Here is a 16,352-nt window from a genome sequence, read left to right as displayed (position 1 = left end):
ATGGTGGTGAACCCATGAACTTAAGACCTGAAGAAATAAGTTCTATAATTAAAGAGCAAATAAAAAATTATGAGAATAAAGTTGAATTAACAGATACAGGTAGTGTTTTAAAAGTTGGGGACGGTATAGCTAGTGTTTACGGATTAGATAAAGCTATGGCTGGTGAATTATTAGAGTTCCCAGGAGAAGTATACGGAATGGCTCTTAACCTTGAAGAAGACATGGTTGGGGCAGTTATATTAGGTAACGACTCTGGAATAAAAGAAGGAGATATCGTTAAGAGAACTGGTAATATAGTTCAAGTTCCAGTTGGTGATGCTATGATAGGTAGAGTTGTAAACTCACTAGGGCAACCAGTTGATGGAAAAGGACCTATAAACACTAATAAATTTAGACCAGTTGAATCAGAAGCTACAGGAATAATGGCTAGAAAGTCAGTTCATGAGCCTCTACAAACAGGAATAAAAGCTATCGATGCCATGATACCAATAGGTAAAGGACAAAGAGAGCTTGTAATAGGTGATAGACAAACAGGTAAAACATCTATATGTATAGATACAATACTTAACCAAAAAGGTAAAGATGTTATATGTATATACGTTGCAATAGGACAAAAGCGTTCAACAGTTGCACAAGTTGTTAGTACATTAGAAAAAGGCGGAGCTATGGACTACACAATAGTAGTGTCTGCTACAGCATCTGAATCTGCACCACTTCAATTCTTAGCACCATATGCAGGAGTTGCTATGGGTGAAGAATTTATGTTCAACGGAAAACATGTATTAATAGTATATGATGATTTAACTAAGCACGCGGTTGCATACAGAGAAATGTCATTATTACTTAAGAGACCACCAGGACGTGAAGCTTACCCTGGGGATGTATTCTACTTACACTCAAGATTACTTGAGAGAGCAGCTAAATTATCTGATGAGTTAGGTGCAGGATCTATAACTGCATTACCTATAATAGAAACTCAAGGTGGAGACGTTTCTGCTTATATACCAACTAACGTTATATCAATAACAGACGGACAAATATACCTTGTGCCAGAATTATTCTACTCAGGAATAAGACCAGCAGTTGACCCTGGTATATCAGTATCAAGAGTTGGTGGATCTGCTCAAATAAAATCAATGAAAAAAGTTGCAGGACCATTAAAACTTCTTTACTCTCAATATAAAGAACTTGCAGCATTCTCTCAATTCGGATCAGACTTAGATGAAGATACTAAGAAGAGACTTGCTCAAGGGGAAAGAATAGTTGAGGTTCTAAAACAAGGTGAACATCAACCTATGGATGTTAAAGATCAAGTAATAGCTATATTTGCAGTTGTTAACAACTTATTAGCAGATATACCTGTAAATAATATAAAGAGATTTGAAGCAGAATTAATTGAATTCATAGATGCTAATTATCCACAAATAGGAGAAAAAATTCTTGCGAATGGAGATTTCACTCAAGAATTAACAAACGCTATAAACGATTTCAAGAAGAAATTTGTTATAGAAGCGTAATCCTTTTTAAAAAAGGAGGTAACCCAATTGGCAGGAGCTGGAATGAAAGAAATTAAAACTCGTATTGCCAGTGTTGAAAATACTAAGCAAATAACTAAAGCTATGGAATTAGTTGCTTCTTCGAAGTTTAGAAAAGCTAAGGAAAGAGCAGAAAGTTCTAAGCCATATTTTAATACTTTACAAGAAGCTGTTCAAAATATAGCTAAGAATACGAGTGGAGTTAAAAGTGAATTTCTCAAAGAAAGAGAAGTTAAAAATAAATGTTATATAGTTATAGCAGGAGATAGAGGACTTGCAGGAGGATACAACTCGAATGTATTTAAAACATTAGTTGCAGAGACTCAAGGTTCTAATAATGTTAAGGTTGTAGCTATAGGAAAAAAAGCAAAAGAGTTTGTTAGCAAAAGATCTTTTGACTTAATTGGAACAATAGATTCTGTTGAAGACGTTAAGTATGAAGATATAATCGAGATATCTAATAATATAATGGATTCTTATCAAAACGGAGATATAGATGAAGTTAAGTTAATATATACAGAGTTTGTTTCAGCATTAAGTCAAGAGCCAAGAGTAACTAGATTGTTACCAATAGCAGTAGACAAAGATAAAGAAGAGAAGAATAGTAGAGCTTCTGTTCAATACTTACCTTCTCCAGATGCTGTACTTGGTTTTATCGTACCTAAGTATGTTTCAGGGAGAATATACGGAGGTATAGCTGAAGCTTATGCTTCAGAACAAGCAGCGAGAAGAACAGCTATGGAATCAGCTACAGACAATGCTAATGAAATGATATCTAATTTAGAGTTACAATACAATAGAGCAAGACAAGCAGCAGTTACTCAGGAAATATCTGAGATAGTTGCGGGGGCTTCTTCAGCTCAATAATAAGGAGGTTAGGACATGGCAAATGTAGGTAAAATAGTTCAGGTTATCGGTCCAGTTGTTGACGTAAAGTTCGATGATGAAAAAAGCTTACCTAATCTATTAAATGCATTAGAGATAAAGCACGGAGATAAAAAAATAGTTATAGAAGTTGCACAACATGTTGGTGATGACACAGTTAGATGTATATCGATGAGTTCTACTGATGGACTTGTAAGAGGTATGGAAGTTGTTGATACAGGAGCTGCAATAAGTGTACCTGTAGGAGACGAAACTTTAGGAAGAATATTCAATGTATTAGGTGAGCCAGTTGATGGTAAGGAAGCACCCAAAAATGCTCCTAAGAGTCCTATACATAGAGAAGCTCCAGCATTTGACGAATTAAAGCCAGGTGTTGAAATACTAGAAACAGGAATAAAAGTTGTTGACTTACTAGCACCATACTTAAAAGGTGGTAAAATCGGTCTATTCGGTGGAGCCGGAGTTGGTAAGACAGTTCTTATACAAGAGCTTATAAACAATATAGCTACTCAACACGGTGGTATATCAGTATTCGCAGGTGTTGGGGAAAGAACAAGAGAAGGTAATGACCTTTACGGTGAGATGAGCGAGTCTGGAGTTATCAAAAAGACTGCTCTAGTATTCGGACAAATGAACGAGCCACCTGGAGCAAGAATGAGAGTTGCTTTAACTGGTCTTACAATGGCTGAGCACTTCAGAGATCAAGAAGGACAAGACGTTTTATTATTCGTAGATAATATATTCCGTTTCACTCAAGCAGGATCTGAGGTTTCAGCATTACTTGGACGTACTCCATCAGCAGTTGGATACCAACCAACATTAGCTACAGAGATGGGTAAATTACAAGAGAGAATAACATCTACAAATAAAGGGTCTATAACATCAGTTCAGGCTGTATACGTACCTGCCGATGACTTAACTGACCCAGCACCAGCTACAACATTCACACACTTAGATGCTAAGACAGTTTTATCTAGACAAAAAGCGTCTCTAGGTATATTCCCAGCTGTTGACCCATTAGAGTCTACATCTAGAGTACTTGACCCAGCTGTAGTTGGAAAAGAACATTATGAAGTTGCAGTAGCTGTTCAATCTATACTTCAAAAGTATAAAGAGCTTCAAGATATAATAGCTATACTTGGTATGGACGAATTATCTGATGAAGATAAGGTAACAGTACAAAGAGCTAGAAAGATAGAGAGATTCTTATCTCAACCTTTCACAGTTGCTGAGCAATTCACAGGATTTGAAGGTAAATATGTACCTGTTAAAGAAACTGTAAGAAGTTTCAAAGAAATATTAGAAGGTAAGCATGATGACTTACCAGAATCAGCATTCTTATTCGTAGGAAGTATAGAAGAGGCAGTTGCAAAAGCGAAGGAGAGTAGATAATAATGGCAAGCGAATTTGCGGTTAAAATTGTTACTCCTGATAAAATCTTCTATGAAGATAAAACAGAGATGATAATAGTTAGAACTACTGAAGGAGACAGAGGTATATTAAAAAACCATAGACCTTTAGTTGCAGGATTATCTGATGGAACTCTACGTCTAAAAAAAGAAGGTAAATTTAAAGAAGCAAAAATATCTGGGGGATTCATGCAAGTTGAAAAAGAACAAGCTGTTATTTTAACTGAATCTGCAGAGTGGTTATAAAAAAAGACTAGAGTTTAACTCTAGTCTTTTTATTTTAAAAAAACATCAGTACTAATAGAAAATTCTAATTATCTATTAAAAATAATTCTACTGTAGTATTATAATAGGCATATGACAGGATTTTATAATGTCGAGTTGAATATATTTATATATATGCAACAAAATAATACTATAATAGGAACCGGAGGCATCTATGAATATATTAGATATTGGTATAGATATAGTGGAGATAGGAAGAATAAAAGAAGCTATAAATAAAAATAATAGATTTTTAGAAAAGATATTTACAGAAAATGAAATAGAATATTTTAAATCTAACAATTTTAGAGTTGAAAGTATAGCAGGGAATTTTTCAGCCAAAGAAGCTATAAGCAAGTCTTTAGGGACAGGTATAAGAAATTTTAATTTTAAAGATATAGAAATATTAAGGAATGAAATAGGAAAACCTATAGTTAAAACCTATAATAATTTGGAGAAGATATGCATAGACTATAATGTTTTAGAAATAAAAGTATCTATATCTCATTGTAAAGAATATGCGGTAGCTAATGCTATAACTATAATTAAGGAGTGATATTATGAACAATAAAATAGCTAAGGACATAATGACAACGGATGTAATAGTGGCAAATAGAGAAGAAAGTATAGTTAATGTTGCAAGGTTACTAATTAAAGAAAGAATAGGAGGGGTACCTGTAGTAGATGAAGATAATAAGGTAGTAGGTATTATTTCTGAGACAGACATAATGAAGAAAGAACAGCATGTAGAAGCTCCTCATATAATTAACTTTTTCCAAGGGTTAATATTTTTAGATGATTACAAGAAGATGGAAGAAGAGTTTAAAGAAATAGCAGCATACAAAGTAAAAGACTTAATGTCAACTGATATAGTAACTGTAAATGAAGAAGATAATTTTGATGATGTAGCTAATATTATGATAAAAAAATCAGTAAATAGAGTTCCAGTAGTAGATAAAGAACATAAATTAAAAGGAATTATATGTAGATACGATATAATTAGAGCTATGTATAATGAATAAGAATTAATATAGGAGGATTTTGTGAGAAGTAAGCTAACGCTACTAGCAGTGCTTATTATAAGTATGCTAGTTATTATTGTAGGTTGCCAAAAAAGGCAATTAACTAAAGAAGAGGCCTATGAAGAATTTCAAAAGGTAATATCTGAAATTGATTCATATACATGTAAGGCTGAAGTAGAAGTAGTTGGCAATAAGAGTTCACATAATTACGTATTTATTCATAATTATAATAAGCCAGATAATTATAAATTAGAGTTAGTATCACCAGAGCATTTAAAAGGTAAAACTATTGAATACAAATCAGATAAAATAATAGTAAAAAACCCAGGAATAAAAGATGAAATTGAACTACCTAATGTAGGTGAAAATGATCAAAATATGTTTATTGGGGATTTTATAAAAAATTACCTGCAAAGTGAAGAGGTTGATATAAAATTATCTGATGGTAGTCTTGCCTTAGAAACGTACATACCAGGTGAAGATGAATATTTTAACAAACAAATATTGTATATTAATATTAAGACTAAACAACCAGAAAAAATGGAAATAATAGATTCTAAAGGAATGATTAGATTCACTATTACTTACAAAGATTTTCAATATGAAAAGTAAGGGGGAACTAAAGAAATGAACAAAATAACAGCTCCGACATGGGCAGAGATAAATCTAGACAATATCAAATTTAACCTTGATAATATAAAAAAATCCTTAAATGAAAATACAAAAATTTGTGGTGTGCTAAAGGCTAATGCCTATGGGCACGGTTCAGTACCGATTGCAAAATTATTAGAAAAAGAAAATGTTGATTATATAGCAGTAGCTAGATTAGAAGAAGGAATAGAATTAAGACAAAATAAAATAATGCTTCCTATACTTTGTTTAGGTTATATTCCGGAAGAAGCATTAGCAACTGCTATAGACAATGATATAACTATTACTATTTACTCAGTAGAAATGGCTCAAAAACTTAATGATATCGCCAAGCATATAGGTAAACATGCTAAAATCCATATTAAAATTGACACAGGTATGTCAAGGATAGGGTTTATACCTAATTCTCAATCAATAAATGATATAAAGTCGATAAATGATTTAGAGTTTGTAGACATTGAGGGTATCTTTACACATTTTGCTACAGCAGATGAAAAAAGTAAAGAATTCACTAAGCTTCAAGTACAAAGATTTAAATATATGGTTGAAGGGTTAGAAGCTATAGATATAAACATACCTATAAAACATGTATCAAATAGTGCTGCAATTATAGATTTACAAGATTTGAATCTTAATATGGTAAGATGTGGAATAATACTATACGGTCATTATCCATCAGAAGAAGTAGATAGAGACATTATTCAATTAAAGCCTGCAATGACTTTAAAAACGAGAGTAGCTCATATAAAAGATGTGGATAAAGGTACTGGGATAAGTTATGGATTAAAGTATAGAAGTGATGAAACAGAAAAAATCGCAACTATACCTATAGGATATGCAGATGGATTTTCTAGAATACAAAAAAATCCTAAGGTGATGATTAAAGGAAATATATTTGATGTCATAGGTAGGATATGTATGGATCAGTGTATGGTCAAAATTAACAAGAATATAGACATAAAAATTGGCGATGAGGTTATAATATTTGGGGAAGAGAAATTGACAGCAGAAGATGTAGCAAAAAGCCTAGAGACTATAAACTATGAAGTGTTATGTATGGTATCAAGAAGAGTAGATAGAATCTATATGGAAAGAAATGCAATTTTACAATCAGATAGTTATTTGATAAAATAATAATGATAGTATACCCCGGGAGGCGATTTTGTGCACAAAAAAAGTAAGGAAAAGATAGTATTTACTTTACCGGATTCCCTCGTTTCTGAGGTAGACCATATCGTTGAGATGGAGAATAGTAATAGAGAAGATTTTGCAAAGGCTGCCTTTCAATTTTATATAACTCAAAAGAGAAAAATAGACATAAAAGAGTCTATGATCAAAGGTTATAAAGAAATGGGGCAAATTAATCTATCGCTGGCTGAACTAGGTATGACAAATGAAGTATCTTCTGAGGATTGTATTGAAGGGAAGATAGCCCAGGGTGAGTATTAACCTAGACATAAAGCGAGGAGATTTATACTACGCTGATTTAAGCCCTGTTGTCGGATCGGAACAAGGTGGAGTTCGTCCTGTTTTAATTATACAGAATGATATAGGAAATAAATATAGTCCAACGGTAATAATAGCTGCTATAACATCACAGATTAACAAGGCGAAATTACCAACACATATAGAAATTAGTGCGAACGAATATGGGCTTAATAAAGATTCTGTTATTCTCTTAGAACAGATACGGACTATAGACAAAAAAAGGTTAAGAGAAAAAATTGGTTGTCTAGATGATAATATGATGGTAAAAGTTGACAGTAGTCTTCAGATAAGTCTAGGACTATTTGCGTTATAAAATTATTGGTATTATTTTTAATATCAATAATTTTTTTTTATTAAAAATGAAATATGATATATTAAAGATAAAAAAAGTGTATCATAAATAATGTCTAATATATATTTTGATATATAAAAATCATAATTGTTAAAAATTATATATCAAAATATATAAAAAGTATACATAATATATCTAAATTAAAAAAATAAAGTAAAAAAAATCTATAAAAGTGATATAATAATATGAGATTACAAAAATATATTACATAAGTAATATTTACTTTATGAAAAACAGGGAGGTAATTACATGAGAGACCATAAGGGATTAAATGAGATTGCACGTATTATCAGAAAAGATATAGTCTCTATGATACATGAATCTAAATCTGGACATCCAGGAGGATCATTATCAGCTGTAGAAATACTAACAGCTCTTTACTTTAATGAAATGAATATAGATCCTAACAATAGCAAAATGGAAGATAGAGATAGATTTGTTTTATCTAAAGGACATGCAGCACCAGTACTTTATGCAACTTTAGCTCAAAAGGGTTACTTTGCTAGAGAAGAATTAATGAAGCTAAGAAAAATAAATAGTATGTTACAAGGTCATCCTGATATGAAGGGAATACCTGGAGTTGATATGTCAACGGGTTCATTAGGACAAGGTTTTTCAGCAGCTTGTGGTATGGCTATGGCATCTAAATTAGATAATGCACCATGGAGAGTGTATACTATACTTGGGGATGGAGAAGTTCAAGAAGGGATAGTTTGGGAAGCTGCTATGAGTGCAGCTCACTACAAACTTGATAATATGGTAGCATTCTTAGATTATAATGGTCTTCAAATAGATGGAGCAGTAGAGAAAGTTATGAACATAGGTCCTATAGTAGATAAGTTTAAAGCTTTCGGATGGAATGTAATAGAAATAGATGGACATGATTTCGATCAAATTTTTGCAGCTTTAGATATGGCTAAAGAAACAGTAGGAAAGCCAACAATGATAATTGCAAAGACTATAAAAGGTAAAGGTGTATCTTTCATGGAAAATGAAGCTGGATGGCATGGAACAGCTCCAAGTGATAGCGATTTAGAAAGAGCCTTAGAAGAATTAGGGGGTGCAGACAATGAGTAAGATAGCAACTAGAGAAGCATACGGAAAAGCATTAGTTAAATTAGGACAAATAAACGATAATGTTGTAGTATTAGATGCAGATTTATCAAAATCAACTAAGACAAATGATTTTTATAAAACATTCCCAGATAGATTCTTCAATATGGGTATAGCTGAACAAAACTTAATAGGTGCAGCTTGTGGATTTGCTGCAGCTGGTAAAATACCTTTTGCAAGTAGCTTTGCTATGTTTGCAACAGGAAGAGCTTTTGAAGTTATCAGAAACTCTGCTTGTTATCCAAAGTTAAACGTAAAAGTTTGTGCTACTCATGCTGGTATAACAGTTGGAGAAGATGGAGCAACACATCAAAGTGTAGAAGATATAGCTATAATGAGAAGTATACCTAATATGACAGTTATGGTTCCTGCTGACGGTGTAGAAGCAGAACAAATGATATTTGAAGCAGCTAAAGTTTACGGACCTATGTATGTTCGCTTAGGAAGAAGTGCAGTTCCTACAATATTTGATGAAAATTATAAATTTGAAATAGGAAAAGGTACAGTAGTTAGAGAAGGAAATGATTTAACAATAATAGCCTGTGGAATAATGGTTAACGAAGCTATAATAGCATCAGAAGTTTTAAAATCAGAAGGTATAAATGCTAGAGTTATAAATATGTCTACTATAAAGCCTATAGATAAAGAGTTAATAATAACTGCCGCTAAAGAAACTGGTGCAATAGTAACTGCTGAAGAACATAGTATATTAGGTGGTCTAGGTTCAGCAGTAAGTGAAGTTGTTACTGAAGAATGTCCAGTTGTAGTTAAAAAAGTAGGTATAAATGATACTTTCGGAGAATCAGGTACACCTGCTGAATTAGTAAAAAAATATGGATTAACATCTAACGATATAGTTAAAGCTGCTAAGGAAGCAATAGCTAAGAAATAATATAAAAAGGATATAGCGTAAGCTATATCCTTTTTAATTATCAAATTTATTTACTATAAAAGATTTTATATTTTCGTTATATTTCACTAAATACATATCATATAATAACATTCCTCAAATAATAGAATGTAAAATCCAACTAGTTTTGTATCTTAAATAATTCAATAAATTTTAAAATATCGTATTTTAGCAATGGATATGGTCTTTTGAGATATTAAGATGTTTGTCATCACGTAGATTAATCAAGCAAATTTTTTATGAGGTTTTGGAAATATACTAATAAATAATATTCTAAGGCTCGTATAAATTTCATATATTAAAATATATGGGGGTGAAATAAATGAATATAAAATTTAATGTAAAGGGAGTTATATATGGAGTACTTCTATTAATACTAGTAATAGGTGGGTTTATAGTAATCCCAAATATGTTTATGGAAAAGTCAAATCCAGTAGATTACACTATAGTACAAAGAGAATCTATACCAGAAAAGATACTTGATATGATGGACAAATATACAGATGAAGAAAGAGCTTTAGCTGTAAAGTTAAACGAAAAGATATATGTTATTGTAACCAGAGGTAAAGATAATGAAAAGGGAATAGAGATGAATAAAATAGAAATGGTTCAAGAAAATGATAGAAGTTTAATGAAAGTAAAAATTTCATATAAAGAAAAAGAAAAATCATATCCGTACATAGTTGTAGAAACCAATTTAACTGATCTTCCTGAAAATATAGAATTAAATGTGACAGAGGAATAACAGACTACATATTATATTAATAAAAATTTAGAAAAATAAACATGTACATAATCTAATAAAAATCGCCTTAAAATATTTTAAGGTGTTTTTTTATGTCTAAAAGATATTTTTAAATTTTAAATAAAATAATTAAATTAGATGAATTTATTAAAAAAATATTATTATTGCATATTAACTAATTATTTATCAATAAGCGGGGAAAAATAAAACTTAACATAATATGAAGAGGTGAATGATTGTTGAATATAGATAAATATAAAGTTAGAGTAGAAGACTTAAAACCGAGCTCATTGATAGAGAATCTATCATTTAGTACTACAGAAGAGATAGATTCTAAAAGAGAAATAATAGGCCAAGATAGAGCTGTGAAGGCCATTGAGTTTGGACTTAAGATGAAAAAAAGTGGATATAACATATATGTTGTAGGTACAAATGGATTGGGAAGAGTTAGTTACACTAGTGAACTTATAAAAAAGTATACCAGCAATAATAAACAAAATAATAATAGAGATTGGGTATATGTAAATAATTTTAAAAACATTAATGAACCTATAGCTTTATCTTTCAAATCAGGGGTAGGAAAAATATTTAAAGAAGATATAGAAGAAATAATTCAAAAATTAAAGTGCGAGGTACCTAAATTATTTAATTCAAAAGAATATGAATACCATAGCAGAATACTTATGAGTGAACTTGAAAATAGTATTCAAGGAATAATATCAGAGTTAAATGAATTTGCCAAGCCTAGAGGATTTAAGTTTGAAGTTACAGAAAGAGGACTTGTTAGTATCCCAATAAAAGAAGATGGAACATTAATGCAAGAACAAGAGTTAGGTCAACTAACTCCTACACAAATCAATAAATTAAGAGAAGAGGGTCTTAAGCTAAATCAAGATAGCAAGGAATATATAGATAAGATAAAAAATTGTGAAGATGATTATAAAAATAAAACTATTGATTTAGATAAAAATGTAGGAAGAAGTTTAGTTGGGTTTTATGATAAATACTTACTAGATAAGTATGGAAAAGAAGAAAAAATACAAAGATATATAAATGATTTATGCAATGATATAGTTAATAACATTGATAAATTTAAGGATAAAAATGAAGGTAATCAACAAAAACCTATGGCGCTATTTGGTATGATGGGTCAAAAAAATGATGATAAGTTTTTTAATAGATACAAAGTAAATTTATTTATAGATAATAGTGAGTGTGAAGATTGTAAGATAATAGTAGAAAGCAATCCTACATACTATAATTTGATAGGGTGTATAGAGTATAAAAATGAGATAGGAGCTTTAACAACAAGTTTTACGGAAATAAAGCCAGGAGCCTTACATAAGGCGAATGGAGGATACTTAATCATAAATGTAAAAGATTTATTATCGAATCCTTTTTCTTGGGATTGTCTAAAGAGAAGTTTAAAAACAGGAAAGATATCAATAGAATCTCTTAATAAACAATATGGATATTTAGTAACATCTACATTAAAGCCAGAACCAATAGATTTAGATGTGAAAGTCATATTAATAGGAGACAGTCGTTATTATGGACTTTTATACTCATATGAAGAAGATTTTAGAAATCTATTTAAAGTTATGGCTGACTTTGATATAGAAATAGATAAAAATGATGAAAATATATATAAGACAATTCAGCTAATAGCTGATACTTGCAACAATGAAAAATTAAAACACTTTGAAAGAGATGCAGTTGAAAAGGTAATAGAATATAGTATTAAGTTAAGTGACAATAAAGATAAATTAACAGCAAGAGTTAGTAATATAATAGATTTAGTATATGAGTCAGAGGCTATAAGTGATGATAGTGAGTTATATGTCACTGCAAAAGATGTTCAAAATGCAATAGAACAAAAAGTATATAGAAATAATAAATATGAAGAAAAATTAAATGAGATGTTTGAAGACAAAACTCTGTTAATTGATATAGAAGGAGAGAAAGTAGGTCAAATTAATGGATTAGCTGTTATGGGTACAGGTGAATATTCATTTGGTAAGCCATCAAAAATAACAGCATCTACTTATAGGGGAAGACATGGTGTAATAAATATTGAAAGAGAAATAAAGCAAAGTGGAAGTATTCATGATAAAGGAGTTTTAATATTAAGTGGATATTTAGGAGAAAGGTATGGAAAAGAGAGACCATTATCTATAACTACATCAATAACTTTTGAACAAAACTATAGTGGTGTAGATGGAGATAGTGCATCTAGTACTGAATTGTACGCTATAATATCTAGTATAGCTGATATACCTATAAAACAAAGTATTGCAGTAACTGGTTCTGTTAGTCAAAAAGGAGAAATACAACCTATAGGCGGAGTGAATCAAAAGATTGAAGGATTTTTTGATGTATGTAAGCTAAAAGGTTTCTCTCAAAAACAAGGTGTTATGATTCCGATACAAAATGTTAAGAATTTAATACTAAAAGATGAGATAGTGGAAGCTGTAAAAGCTGGAACTTTTAGTATATATGCAATAAGTAGTATAGAAGAAGGATTAGAGATACTTACAGGTAAGACTATAGATGAAATAGATAATTTAGTTAAGGATAAGCTTGAGAGTTTAAGACAAATAGATAAAAAAGATAGAGATGATAAAAAGGAATAAAAAATACTAAGGGTTAAAATACTAAGTTTTAACCCTTAGTATCATTTTTAAATTAATATTATCTAAAATTTATTAGGTGTAAGTATTTGGCTTTCTGTAATTATATAGTCAAGTTGAGCATCGTGATCTTCTTTAGGTACAGAATCAAAAATTTGTAAATCAAAAGCAATTCCTACTGTGATAGCATCTTCTCTTAACCTTTCTATGAATCTATCATAAAAGCCACCACCGTAACCGAGTCTATAGCAATCTTTATCATAAGCAACGGCTGGAACTATTACTACATCTATATCTTTAACCTCTACCTCTGGAGAGCATTCAGGTTTTGGTTCCCTTATTCCATAAGCACCGATTTTTACTCCATCTTTTAAATCAATTATTTGAGATGGTATTAATTTTTTTTCTTCTTTAATCGTTATAGGAGATGAGACAGTTTTACCCAAAGAAAGAAGCTTAACTATAAGTTCATCTGTTTTAACTTCATTATTAAAATCAAGATAAAGCATAATATTTTTAGCTTTTTTTATACAATCTAAAGCTAATATTTTTTGAGTTATTATTGATGAGTTTTTACATAAAGATTCATAATTTTGGTTATTTCTATCAGAAATAACTTTTTTTCTAAATTCCTTTTTCATAAAATCTACCCCTTTTACTATGGTATAATATGGATATGTATCCATTATAAATTTTAGTACATAAGTTAAAAACTAAGCAACAAAAATAGAAATGGTAATAAAAAGAATAGCTAGTCATATAATATATACTAGATTAGATAAAGGAGATGCCTAGAATGATATCAAAGAAAAGAGCTATCGTGTATGGAATAGTTTTAGTAATAGTAACAGCTTTGTTTACCTCTACTTTGCAAATAGGATTAGGTAATAAGGTTGTAGTGTCGAAAGATTTATATGAAAAATATAGTAAGTACAATAAGATGATAGGTCTAGAAGGAGCTATAAAAGAAGATTTCTATCAAAAAACAAAAGATGATAATTTGGTTAATGGAGCTATAAAAGGAATGTTTTCAGGATTAGATGATCCATATTCTCAGTATTATACAGAAGATGAGTTTAAAAGATTGAAGGAACAAACGAGTGGGTCTTTTGTTGGTATAGGTGTGATAATAAGTCCTTCTCCAGATGATGATTACTTAACAGTAGTATCTCCTATACAAGGTTCTCCGGCAGAAAAAAGTGGAATAGAAGCGGGAGACAAGATAGTAAAGGTAGATGGAAAGAATGTGTTTGCTAAAAATTCAGATGAAGCAATTAGCATGATAAAAGGTAAAGAGGGTACAACTGTAGAATTAACTTTAAAAAGAGATGGCAATGAATTTGATGTTAAAGTTAAAAGAGAAGAGATTGTTTCAAAAAGCGTAGAAGGTAAGATGCTAGAAGATAAAATAGGATATTTAAGAATAACTTCTTTTAGCGAAAATACATATAAAGAATTTAAAACTGTACTAGATAAATTAAAATCAGAGGGAATGAAGGGGTTAATATTAGATGTAAGAGATAATGGTGGAGGACTATTAAATATATGCAAAGATATAGCCGATGAGTTAATAGGAGAAGGAACTATAGTTTACACTAAAGACAATAAAGGAAATACAGAATACTTAAAATCAGGTAAAGATAAGCTAGGATTGCCAATAGCTATTTTAACTAATGGGAATAGTGCATCAGCATCAGAAATATTAACGGGAGCTATTGTAGATAATAAAGCTGGTATCTCAATAGGAACTACAACTTTTGGTAAAGGTTTAGTACAAAGTGTAAGAGAGCTTAAAGATGGTACAGGTTTTAAATTAACCACTGCCCAATATTTTACTCCTAGTGGAGATTATATAAATGGAAAAGGAATAAAACCAAATATAGAGGAAAAAAATCCTGAAAAGCAATTAGATAAAGCTATTGATTGGATGAAAAAGGAAATAAAATAGAATATATCAATAAAAACAGGCATAAAATATAAAAAGTGCCTGTTTTTTAATGAAAAATATAATTAAAATTTATAAAAAAATAGAATGTAAAAATATAACATATTATAAAGAATTAAAATATAAAATATGAATATATTTAAGAAATTTTGTATATTTTATAGAAGGGAATATCAATTAAGTATAGAATTAATATATTAAGTTTATAATTAAAATAGGAAGTGGTTATTATGAAGAAAAACAGAGGTAAAGTTGTTAACTTCAATGAATATAAAGAGCATAAAAAACAAATGGAAGTAGATAGAGTGGAATTATTAAACCTTATAAAGAAGCTAGTTACTACAAAATAGAGAGTGTGAAAACTCTCTATTTTTGTAGTTTAATATCTAATTTTAAAATTTAAAATGAAAAATAAAATTAGTTATGACATCTTTAAATCATTAATATATCCTTGAAATTGATTAAATTCATTTTCATCTGATATCTCAATAGTTTGAGAATCTTCAGAATCAAAATTCTTAAGATATATAGTGTAATTATTATCTGTACAGTTATGGTAAATACATCTGTAGCCATCCTCATATAAATCTTTGATTTTGTTGAAAGTAGACATAGAATTTGTTAGCTATAATTATATATAGCATCTCCTTTCTTAGAGTTTATACAAGTATATAAAGTTGTATTTATTTAATATTTTATGAAGTTTAAGAATTAATATTCAATATCGTGGGTAATATATATGTAAACATTAGTATATATAGTAATTTAAATGAAAAGATAAATAAAATTAGAGAAAAACAAAAAAAGTGTTGACGAAATGGATTTGAGATGGTATAGTTATACTTGTCCTTAAGAAAAGGGCAAACACAAAAGAAAAGCAACAGAAAAAAGTTGACAAAGTAAAATTACTTTGGTAAACTAAAGAAGTTGTAAAAAAGTAGCGCCGACACGGTCGCTTAAAATGAACTTTGAAAATTAAACAGTAGGTTAATTTAAATAACTAATGATTCTTTAAAGAATCGAATACAACCAAGCCAGATATTCAGATAATGATAGTCTGAGCGGGTAACAACTTTTATTTGAGAGTTTGATCCTGGCTCAGGATGAACGCTGGCGGCGTGCCTAACACATGCAAGTCGAGCGATTTACTTCGGTAAAGAGCGGCGGACGGGTGAGTAACGCGTGGGTAACCTGCCCTGTACACACGGATAACATACCGAAAGGTATGCTAATACGAGATAACATGAGAGAGTCGCATGGCTTTCTTATCAAAGCTTTTGCGGTACAGGATGGACCCGCGTCTGATTAGCTAGTTGGTAAGGTAACGGCTTACCAAGGCGACGATCAGTAGCCGACCTGAGAGGGTGATCGGCCACATTGGAACTGAGACACGGTCCAAACTC

17 protein-coding genes and 1 rRNA gene are annotated in these 16,352 nt (G+C 30.5%); 16 read left to right on the top strand and 2 right to left on the bottom strand.

Annotation, left to right across the window (positions count from 1 at the left end; all coding sequences use genetic code 11):
• Positions 1-14: 14 nt before the first annotated feature.
• The 14 genes from atpA to I2H23_RS12130 all read left to right on the top strand — a co-directional run bounded on the left by atpA (position 15) and on the right by I2H23_RS12130 (position 13,007).
• On the top strand, positions 15-1,517 hold the full coding sequence (gene atpA / locus I2H23_RS12195; protein ID WP_166504678.1) for a F0F1 ATP synthase subunit alpha: 1,503 nt from the start codon (positions 15-17) through the stop codon (positions 1,515-1,517).
• A gap of 27 nt (positions 1,518-1,544) precedes the next feature.
• Positions 1,545-2,402, top strand: a complete 858-nt coding sequence (gene atpG / locus I2H23_RS12190; protein ID WP_092921398.1) for an ATP synthase F1 subunit gamma — start codon at positions 1,545-1,547, stop codon at positions 2,400-2,402.
• Between the two features lie 15 nt (positions 2,403-2,417).
• Positions 2,418-3,812, top strand: coding sequence for a F0F1 ATP synthase subunit beta (gene atpD / locus I2H23_RS12185; RefSeq protein ID WP_092921397.1), 1,395 nt, complete (start codon positions 2,418-2,420; stop codon positions 3,810-3,812).
• Positions 3,813-3,814: 2 nt separating this feature from the next.
• A complete protein-coding gene (atpC, locus tag I2H23_RS12180) occupies positions 3,815-4,075 on the top strand; it encodes an ATP synthase F1 subunit epsilon (RefSeq protein WP_092921396.1) in 261 nt (86 codons plus the stop codon).
• Between the two features lie 193 nt (positions 4,076-4,268).
• Positions 4,269-4,649 carry a holo-ACP synthase gene (acpS, locus tag I2H23_RS12175; protein WP_092921394.1) on the top strand — a complete coding sequence of 127 codons (381 nt, stop codon included), beginning with the start codon at positions 4,269-4,271 and terminating at the stop codon, positions 4,647-4,649.
• 4 nt (positions 4,650-4,653) lie between these two features.
• Complete coding sequence (locus I2H23_RS12170) at positions 4,654-5,115, top strand: CBS domain-containing protein (protein ID WP_092921392.1); 462 nt, start codon at positions 4,654-4,656, stop codon at positions 5,113-5,115.
• 21 nt (positions 5,116-5,136) lie between these two features.
• Entirely contained in the window at positions 5,137-5,727 is a 591-nt protein-coding gene (gerS, locus tag I2H23_RS12165; protein ID WP_166504679.1) for a germination lipoprotein GerS, read from the top strand.
• 15 nt (positions 5,728-5,742) lie between these two features.
• The gene (alr, locus tag I2H23_RS12160) at positions 5,743-6,900 is read left to right on the top strand and encodes an alanine racemase (RefSeq protein WP_166504680.1); all 1,158 of its coding nucleotides are present in this window, start codon (positions 5,743-5,745) and stop codon (positions 6,898-6,900) included.
• Positions 6,901-6,930: 30 nt separating this feature from the next.
• Positions 6,931-7,215, top strand: coding sequence for a ribbon-helix-helix protein, CopG family (locus I2H23_RS12155; protein ID WP_092921386.1), 285 nt, complete (start codon positions 6,931-6,933; stop codon positions 7,213-7,215).
• Complete coding sequence (locus tag I2H23_RS12150) at positions 7,205-7,567, top strand: type II toxin-antitoxin system PemK/MazF family toxin (RefSeq protein ID WP_092921385.1); 363 nt, start codon at positions 7,205-7,207, stop codon at positions 7,565-7,567. The genes I2H23_RS12155 and I2H23_RS12150 overlap by 11 nt, the downstream gene beginning before the upstream one ends.
• 288 nt (positions 7,568-7,855) lie before the next feature.
• Positions 7,856-8,683 (top strand): transketolase, encoded by an 828-nt coding sequence (locus tag I2H23_RS12145; protein ID WP_092921383.1) that lies wholly within the window; start codon positions 7,856-7,858, stop codon positions 8,681-8,683.
• A complete protein-coding gene (locus I2H23_RS12140) occupies positions 8,676-9,611 on the top strand; it encodes a transketolase family protein (RefSeq protein WP_092921381.1) in 936 nt (311 codons plus the stop codon). Before I2H23_RS12145 ends, I2H23_RS12140 begins: the two co-directional genes overlap by 8 nt.
• Positions 9,612-9,951: 340 nt before the next feature.
• Positions 9,952-10,374 (top strand): hypothetical protein, encoded by a 423-nt coding sequence (locus I2H23_RS12135; protein WP_092921379.1) that lies wholly within the window; start codon positions 9,952-9,954, stop codon positions 10,372-10,374.
• A gap of 239 nt (positions 10,375-10,613) precedes the next feature.
• Positions 10,614-13,007 carry an ATP-binding protein gene (locus tag I2H23_RS12130; protein WP_195581701.1) on the top strand — a complete coding sequence of 798 codons (2,394 nt, stop codon included), beginning with the start codon at positions 10,614-10,616 and terminating at the stop codon, positions 13,005-13,007.
• Positions 13,008-13,069: 62 nt separating this feature from the next.
• Here I2H23_RS12130 and I2H23_RS12125 read toward each other — a convergent pair whose 3' ends face one another.
• Complete coding sequence (locus I2H23_RS12125; protein ID WP_166504681.1) at positions 13,070-13,645, bottom strand: 5-formyltetrahydrofolate cyclo-ligase; 576 nt, start codon at positions 13,643-13,645, stop codon at positions 13,070-13,072.
• A gap of 155 nt (positions 13,646-13,800) precedes the next feature.
• Between I2H23_RS12125 and I2H23_RS12120 the strand changes: the two genes are divergently transcribed.
• On the top strand, positions 13,801-14,952 hold the full coding sequence (locus tag I2H23_RS12120; RefSeq protein ID WP_195581700.1) for a S41 family peptidase: 1,152 nt from the start codon (positions 13,801-13,803) through the stop codon (positions 14,950-14,952).
• Between the two features lie 418 nt (positions 14,953-15,370).
• On the opposite strand, the gene I2H23_RS12115 is transcribed toward I2H23_RS12120, so the two are convergent.
• Entirely contained in the window at positions 15,371-15,562 is a 192-nt protein-coding gene (locus I2H23_RS12115) for a hypothetical protein (protein WP_092921369.1), read from the bottom strand.
• 462 nt (positions 15,563-16,024) lie between these two features.
• Here I2H23_RS12115 and I2H23_RS12110 point away from each other — a divergent pair.
• Positions 16,025-16,352 (top strand): 16S ribosomal RNA (locus I2H23_RS12110); the annotation flags it as partial.

The organism is Romboutsia sp. BSD2780061687b_171204_C1, assembly GCF_015560225.1.
GTDB classification, from domain to species: Bacteria; Bacillota; Clostridia; order Peptostreptococcales; family Peptostreptococcaceae; genus Romboutsia_C; species Romboutsia_C hominis.
Note: the sequence above shows the minus strand (reverse complement) of the source record. Positions and strands in the feature narration are given on the sequence as shown.